Below are 7,214 nucleotides of genomic sequence, written 5' to 3'. Positions count from 1 at the left end.
GTGGTGACGGGGGGCGTGGTGGCGGAGCGTTCCGTCTGGCGCACGGAGCGGGATGACGGCTTTGGCCTCTCCGTGGCGCTGCCGCGCGACTGGCGGGGCGACGTGGACGGGCAGGGCCGGCGGGCCTTCTCCAACGGGCTGCCGGGGCGTGGCCGCGCGACCTTCTCGGCGGAGGCCATCGAGGCGGGAGAGCCAGGAGACGGCTCGGTCCAGGCGCGGCAGTTCCAGCAGGAGGTGCTGGTGCAGGGCGCTCCGAGCCCCGAGGGGCGGACGCTGGAGGTGACGGGGCCGGTGGCGGCGCGCGTGGGCGGGCGGAGCGCGCAGCGGCTGCATGCGGAGTTGGAGGGGCCAGGGGGGCCCACTCATCTGATGGCGCTCTTCGTGCCACGGGGGGAGTGGGTGTACCGGCTGGTGTTCACCTGGCCCGCGGCGTACCCCGCCTACCGCGCGGTGGTGGACCGGATGGTGGCGGAGGTGCGCTTCGACGAGCCGTCCGTCCTGCGCGAGGCGCGGGCCAAAGCGCTGCTCGTTCCGGGGGCGCCGGGACCGCTGCGTGCATTGGGCGGAGTGCTGCGCCGCCTGGGCCTTCCCAAGGAAGCAGTGGCGCCGTTGAGCGAGTCCGTGCGGTTGGCGCCCGCTCATGTGGAGACGCGTGTCGAGCTGGCGCGCGCGCTCCTGGAGGCATCGCGCGTGGAGGAGGGGTGTCACGCCGCCGCGGAGGCGCGGGTGTACGGGCCTTGGGACACAGGCGCGCTGGAGGCCGGCGTGCGCTGTGAGCTGTCACGCGGCAATGTCGCGCGGGCCCTGGAGCGCCTGGTGGAAGCGCGCCGGGTGGACCCTCAGGATGCCCGGCTGCGCGCGGCGGAACTCGCGCTGCGGACGGTGCTGGAGGCTGCGCCTCACCACTGAAAATCAGGTCGGAAAGTGTAGGCGAAACTCCCGAGAATCATCGCAGATAACCCCAATGTAGGCCGAAGGCACACGCAGAGGGGGGACACCATGACGAGGATTTTTGGAAAGCCGACCGTTTCGCCCAGCAAGCTGCCCGTCAATCTGGGCGCCACCGGGGTGGAAATCGGGGACAGGACCGTCAACGCACTTCAGCTCGGAGCGACCGGCGCGAAGAGCGTGGGAGGCAAGAGCGGGACATCGGAGCAGGTCCAGACGCCGCCGCACTCGGTGATGAGCCAGGTGGGCAGCATGTCCGGCACGGCGAACAACGCCATCAACGTGGCGGACACCTTCGAGTCGGGCGTCCGCGTCATCAAGGATGGGCTGCAGGGCAACATGCCTTCGTCGATGCCCTCGACGACCGTCGCGAAGACGGTGGGCAAGGCCGTGCCGTTCCTGAACGTCTTCAGCACGCTGTCCTCGTTGTCCAACACGCGGGACGTGTTCACCAACCCGACGTCCACGCCGTCGCAGAAGGCGCACGCGGTCATCGACTCGGCGACCTCCGTTCTCTCCGCGGTGCCTTACCCGCCTGTGGCGCTGGGGGCGACGCTCGTGAACGTGTTGAACGGCGCCGTCACGCCGACAGAGCCGAAGTGAGCCAGCGCCGGGCGCTCCTTGGGGGGAGCGCCCGGGCGCCTTGCTTCAGTCCTTGTCCTTGAGCAGGAAGTCGTTGTTCGCATCATCGGGCGCCGAAAACTCGGACCGCGAGCCCGACGTTCGCGGTCCACTCACTGCGCCGGTCCAGCCCCGCGTCCCGGTGGACATAGGCCCCGCTCAACTGGAGCACCACGGGCTGGTCCGCCACCGCGAGCACGACGCGCTCCAGGCCCACGTCCGTCCTGGCGCGGAAGTACAGCCCACGCTCGATTCCGATGCTCCAGCCCGCGAGCCCCGATGCGCGCAGGGCCCACAGTCCGTCCCGTGACTCCAGGCCCGCGTCGAACATCAGCTCGGTGAAGGGCGCCACCGTGTGCGAGACGCCCTCCTGTGAGCGCCGCACCGCGTGCCCGGCGACGGGCCCCACGCCGAACCACACCCGCTCCGTCTCCGCGCGCATCGGGTCCAGCAGCAGGCCCAGCCGTCCCGTTTCCAAGGTCCAACCGGGGCCCTCCCAGACGCGGCGCTCCAGGTGCCCCAGTCGCAGCGCCACCGTCACGTCGAAGGGGAAGGGAATGCGCGCTGGCCGCGCCGTGGGCACCAGGATGAAGCCTTCCTCCAGGTGCCGGCGCAGCGTCCCGTCATATGCGGTGAAGGTGAGCCCACGCTGCTCCCCAGCCCACGCCTCCAGACCGAGCAGCCGGTGGTTGTTGAACCAGGGCGAGCCCTTGCTCCGGCTGCTGCGTCCGCTTCGGATGTGCACGCCCGTGCGCACCGCCTGCGCCATCGCCGAGCGGCTGAGCCGCGTGCGCGTGCCCACCACGAAGCCGTCGCCGGGGTCGAAGCAGATGGGGTAGCGCTCACCGCGTTCGTCCAGGGCCACGCAGGCGTCGTCATCGGGCACGCCCCGCGGCACGTCCGCGGCGGTGGCCAGCAGCAGCGCCAGTCCGAGCATCAGCATGGAGGCCTACTCCTTCACGGACGTGGCCAGGGGCGCGGAGCGACGCGCGGGAGCCCAGAGGGAGAAGCGCAGGCCCGCGGACGCGGACCATTCCCACTGCTCGGGGACGCCCGCGATGTCGCCACGCTTCATTCCGCGGCCATCCACGAGCAGGCTCAACGGCTGGTCGTTGATGGCCAGGAGGATGACCTCGTAGCCGGCCTGGAGCCGCAGCCGCTCCGGCCTCAGCGGGCGGCCCGCGACGGCCGGGGCCAGCAACACCTTCTCCGCCTCCACCCCCAGCCGCAGGTGGTGGAAGCCGTCCCGGTCCAGCGTCAGGTCTGCTTCGAGCGCCGCGCCGGGGACGAAGGTGTTGAAGCCATTCGCGTAGTCCCGCTCGAAGGATGGACCGGCGCGCACGCGCACGTAGGACACCAGGTCCTTCGAACGCCACAGGTCCACCGTGGCGTGGAGCGTGCCCCAGGTGAGGAAGCGCCCCGCTTCGCCGCTGCGTTCGAGCTCCTCCACGCGGAGCGTCTCCATCCACAAACCCAGGTTGAGGTGGAGGTCATACCGCCGCGGCTTGCCGAAGAAGGTCGTCACGCTGAAGAGCGGGTTGTCGCGCTCGACGCTGAAGTCATAACGCGCCGCCGTCAGGTCGAGCGAGGGCTCGCCCAGGTGCAGCTCCGTCTCCAGGAAGCGGAGCCGGTGCAGCCGCTTCCCCCGGTGGGACGGCGCCTCCACCGCGATGCCGAAGTCGGCGCGCATGCGGCCCTGCACCTGGCCGTCATGCCACAGGGGCGCCCAGGCGCCTCCGAGCCAGACGCGGCGGTTCAGGTCGAAGTTGAACTGCATCATCCGCCCGCGCTCGTCGCGGTACCAGCCGGGTGGGGCCGCCGCGCGGGCCGGCTCCATTCGATAACCCTTCACCCGCTCCGCCGTTTCCTCATCGAACCCGCTGGAGCAGGTCGTCGCCCGCGCTTGCAGCCGGTCCGTCTCCACGCCCTCGGCGTCCAGCTCCCTCAACGGGGATACCCGGCACACCTGCGCGGTGTCGTCACACTGGGCCCGCCACTCACCGGAGGGAACGTTCTTCGTCGGTGGCAGCCGCAAGCACACCGTGGGGGCGCGCCATGCCTGGACCGGAAGCGGGGTGGTGGGCGGCTGAAGGACAGGGGCCTCGTTCCCTGGCTGCGCGAGCAAGAGGGCGCAAGCCAGGGACACTGCGGGGGCGAGCATGATGTCTCCTCGGCGGCCACGTCCCGTCGGCCTCGGGACGCACCGCCGGCCCCGGGCGTTTCAAGCGCCGTGCCTCTGCCGAGGAGCCGTGCTTTCGCGGGGTTGACGCCCCTGTCGTGTACATCCCCCTGCACAGCGGCGCGCAGTCAGGCTCACGGCAGTGCCCGTTGGCGGTGGTCGACCGGAGGGGGCCGCGGGGATATAACGCCGCGTCCTGCCGAGGGTGGGCGGCCCACCGCCCGGAACGACTCAAGGAGCTTCAGTCCGTGGAGAGCGAAGTCGAACAGCAGCGGGAGCAGACCTTCGTCGAGGCCATCCTCGGCAAGGACTTCTTCCAGGCGAAGTGGGCGAAGCGGTGGCTGGAGCTGTCCCTCAGTCTGCGCGTCGTGACGGCCACGGCGGGCTTCGCGGCCCTGCTCTTCCTTCCCTACCTGGGCGCGGTGGGGCTCTGGGACCCCTGGGAGACGCACTACGGCGAAGTCGCGCGGATGATGATTGTCCGCCAGGACTACGTGTATCCCTTCTGGGAGAACTCGTGGTTCTTCTCCAAGCCGCCGCTCACGATGTGGATGCAGGCGCTGGGCATGAACGTGGTGGGGGCGGCGAACCCGGGTGGGATGCTGGGCCGCTATACGGAGTGGGGCATGCGGATGCCCTTCGCGCTCCTGAGCATCACCGCGGTGGCGCTGCTGTCACTGGCGGTTGCGCGCGTGGTGTCCCGGCGCGCGGGATTGGCCACCGGCTTCGTGCTGGCCACCATGCCGCTGTACTTCCTGCTCACGCGGCAGACGGTGACGGACACGCCCTTCGTCACCACCTTCATCTGCGCCATGGCGTGCGCGCTCATCGGCCAACTGGATGCGACGACGAAGCACCGCGCCGCCTGGTGGTACGGCTTCTATTTCTTCGCCGGCCTGTCCGCGTTGGCCAAGGGCCTGCTGGGCGTGGGCCTGCCCGCCGTCATCCTGGTGCTGTACGCGGCCCTGTCCGTCATCCCCTGGGACAGCGACAGCCTGGACGCGCACCTGAAGTGGCTCACGCAGTCCCGCTTCCGCAAGGACGTGCGTGAGGGCCGGCAGCCCATGCCCGTGCTGTGGGGGCAGATGTTCAAGATGCACCTGGGCACGGGCATCCTGGTGTTCTTCGCGGTGGCGGGCCCCTGGTACCTGACGCTGTCCCTCTTCGGTTCCGTGGACGATGAGGGCAAGCTCTTCTGGTACCGCTTCTTCGTCCACGACCACCTCAACCGCCTCACGGCGGGCGTGCACACCACCACGCCGGGCGGCACGTTCATCTACTTCATCGAGCAGGGTGGCTTCGCCATCTTCCCCTGGGTGGCGCTGCTGCCCGGCGCCTTCGCGGTGGTGGCGCGGCTGAAGCTGCGCTCGGAGAAGGCGGCGGACCACCTGGCCATCATCGCGGTGCTGTGGGTGGCCTTCTCCTTCTGGCTGCTGTCGTCCAGCGCCACCAAGTTCCACCACTACGTCTTCCCGGTGCTGCCGGGCGTGGCCGTCCTCCTGGCGCTCTTCATCGACCGGCTGTGGGAGGAGGGCATCTCCGCGCACGCGGTGAGCCTCATCTTCGGGTTCCTGCTCTTCGTCCTGGTGGGGAAGAACATCGCGGAGAACCCGAAGATCTTCACCGACCTGTTCGTCTACAACTACGACCGGACCTATCCGCAGGACCTGGTGACGAAGCCCATCGCGTTCTTCACCTCGCGCCCGCTGTGGACGGGCGATTTGGTGACGCTGGTGCTGCTGGCCTTCGGCGTCTACCTGTCCTTCGATGCCTTCTCCGCGAAGGGGCGGGCCCGGACGACGCCGAGCGCGCGCGCCGTGGCGCTGATGCTGCTCCTGGGCGGCGTGGCGACGCTGGGCGCGGTGAGCGCCCAGGCCCAGGTGTCCGCCAAGGCGCTGGTGGGCGTGGCGGTGCTGGCGGTGGCGGGCTATCTGGCGTGGGAGTCCATGCGGCCGGGCGCGGAAGGCCGCGCGTCGCTCCAGACACTGGCCGGCGTGCTGGCGGTGGTGGGCATCGCGTTCGCGGTGCGGGGCTTCCGCCAGCCGGCGGCGGAGGACTCGCTGCTCAAGGCGCTGTCGGAGCCCGTCAACGTCAAGAAGACGCTGGGCTTCGCCTTCGCGGTGGCGGGCGGCATGGCGGTGGTGGCGTCGTTGATGCGGGCGCGGGCGATGCTGTTCGGCACCTTCTGGGTGCTCGCGGCGGGCATGGCCCTCTGGTTCAACTGGAACCACTGGGTGGACCTGTCCCACCACTGGACGCAGCGCGACCTCTTCTGGCGCTACTACGCGCAGCGTCAGGCGGGCGAGCCCATCGTCGCGTACATGATGAACTGGCGCGGCGAGACGTTCTACTCGCAGAACACGGTGGAGCAGTACCGCGTGTCAGACGCGAACGCGCGCATGCGCGCCCTGGCGCAGCGGCCGGGGCGTGAGTGGGCCCTGGTGGAGCACAACCGGCTCAACCTGCTGCGCACCGCGGTGGGCTCGGACAAGGTCGTCACGCCGGTGGACCGCGACATCAACAACAAGTTCGTCCTGGTGACCATCGATTGAGCGGCATCCACGTCCAGGACCTGGGCAAGCGCTTCGGAGACCGGGTGGCCGTGGAGGCGTTGTCCTTCCACGTGCGGCCCGGCGAGGTATTCGGCCTGCTGGGGCCCAACGGCGCGGGGAAGACGACCACGGTGCGCATGCTCACGGGGCTGCTTCAGCCCACCGAGGGCGAGGCCACCGTGTGGGGCCACCGGGTGGACCGCGACGGCGAGCCGCTGCGCAAGGTGGTGGGCCTGCTCACCGAGCAGCCCGGCCTCTACGACAGGCTCACCGCGCGGGAGAACCTGCGCTTCTTCATGAAGCTGCATGAGCTGGATGAAGCCGCGGCCTGGCCTCGGGCCCGGCACTACCTGGAGCGCTTCGGGTTGGGTGGGCGCGAGGAGGAGCCGGTGGGCGGCTTCTCCAAAGGGATGCGGCAGAAGCTGGCCATCGTCCGGACGCTGGTGCACGACCCGAAGGTCATCTTCCTGGACGAGCCCACCAGCGGCCTGGACCCGGAGTCGGCGCGCACCGTGCGCGACGCCGTGGCGGAGCTGGCGTCGGAGGGGCGCACCATCGTCCTGTGCTCGCACAACCTGGCGGAGGTGGAGCGCCTGTGTGAGCGCGTGGCGGTGGTGAAGCGCCGCCTGCTGGCCATGGGCCCGGTCCGCGAGCTGCGGCACGCGGGACAGGCGCTGGAGGTGCGCGTGGAAGGGGAGGCGGAGCGCTTTCGTGTCGCGCTGGCCCAACTGCCCTTCGCGCCCAACGTGCTGGCCGAAGGGCCGAAGCTGCGCGTGATGCTGGCGGACGATGCGCAGGCGCCCGACGTGGTGGCGTGCCTGGTGGGAGCGGGCGCGCGGGTGCACAGCGCGGTGCCCACGCAGCGTCCCCTGGAAGAGGTCTATCTGGAGCTGCTGCGCGAGGGGAGGGGGTAG

General features: G+C 70.3%; 6 protein-coding genes. 4 read left to right on the top strand and 2 right to left on the bottom strand.

Features of this window, described 5'->3' with window-relative positions:
• Both FL344_RS12930 and FL344_RS12925 read left to right on the top strand, forming a co-directional pair.
• A partial coding sequence (locus tag FL344_RS12930) for a tetratricopeptide repeat protein (protein WP_368667426.1) occupies nucleotides 1-909 on the top strand: 909 nt, incomplete at its 5' end.
• 90 nt (nucleotides 910-999) lie between these two features.
• Nucleotides 1,000-1,551 carry a hypothetical protein gene (locus tag FL344_RS12925; protein WP_141618734.1) on the top strand — a complete coding sequence of 184 codons (552 nt, stop codon included), beginning with the start codon at nucleotides 1,000-1,002 and terminating at the stop codon, nucleotides 1,549-1,551.
• 82 nt (nucleotides 1,552-1,633) lie between these two features.
• On the opposite strand, the gene FL344_RS12920 is transcribed toward FL344_RS12925, so the two are convergent.
• Nucleotides 1,634-2,512 (bottom strand): hypothetical protein, encoded by an 879-nt coding sequence (locus tag FL344_RS12920; protein WP_141618733.1) that lies wholly within the window; start codon nucleotides 2,510-2,512, stop codon nucleotides 1,634-1,636.
• Between the two features lie 6 nt (nucleotides 2,513-2,518).
• On the bottom strand, nucleotides 2,519-3,730 hold the full coding sequence (locus FL344_RS12915; RefSeq protein WP_141618732.1) for a hypothetical protein: 1,212 nt from the start codon (nucleotides 3,728-3,730) through the stop codon (nucleotides 2,519-2,521).
• A 266-nt stretch (nucleotides 3,731-3,996) separates the two neighbouring features.
• Here FL344_RS12915 and FL344_RS12910 point away from each other — a divergent pair, with 266 nt between their 5' ends.
• Nucleotides 3,997-6,300, top strand: a complete 2,304-nt coding sequence (locus tag FL344_RS12910; protein WP_141618731.1) for a glycosyltransferase family 39 protein — start codon at nucleotides 3,997-3,999, stop codon at nucleotides 6,298-6,300.
• The gene (locus tag FL344_RS12905; protein ID WP_140876830.1) at nucleotides 6,297-7,214 is read left to right on the top strand and encodes an ABC transporter ATP-binding protein; all 918 of its coding nucleotides are present in this window, start codon (nucleotides 6,297-6,299) and stop codon (nucleotides 7,212-7,214) included. Before FL344_RS12910 ends, FL344_RS12905 begins: the two co-directional genes overlap by 4 nt.

Source organism: Myxococcus sp. AB036A (assembly GCF_006547355.1).
Lineage (GTDB): Bacteria > Myxococcota > Myxococcia > Myxococcales > Myxococcaceae > Myxococcus > Myxococcus virescens.
The sequence above is the reverse complement of the archived record's forward strand: the minus strand, read 5'-3'. Positions and strand labels throughout refer to the sequence as shown.

Excerpts from the sequence above, each read along its gene's own strand:
- FL344_RS12925 (WP_141618734.1), top strand. The coding sequence starts at position 1,000 with ATGACGAGGATTTTTGGAAAGCCGACCGTTTCGCCCAGCAAGCTGCCC.
- FL344_RS12920 (WP_141618733.1), bottom strand. The coding sequence starts at position 2,512 with ATGCTGATGCTCGGACTGGCGCTGCTGCTGGCCACCGCCGCGGACGTG.
- FL344_RS12915 (WP_141618732.1), bottom strand. The coding sequence starts at position 3,730 with ATGCTCGCCCCCGCAGTGTCCCTGGCTTGCGCCCTCTTGCTCGCGCAG.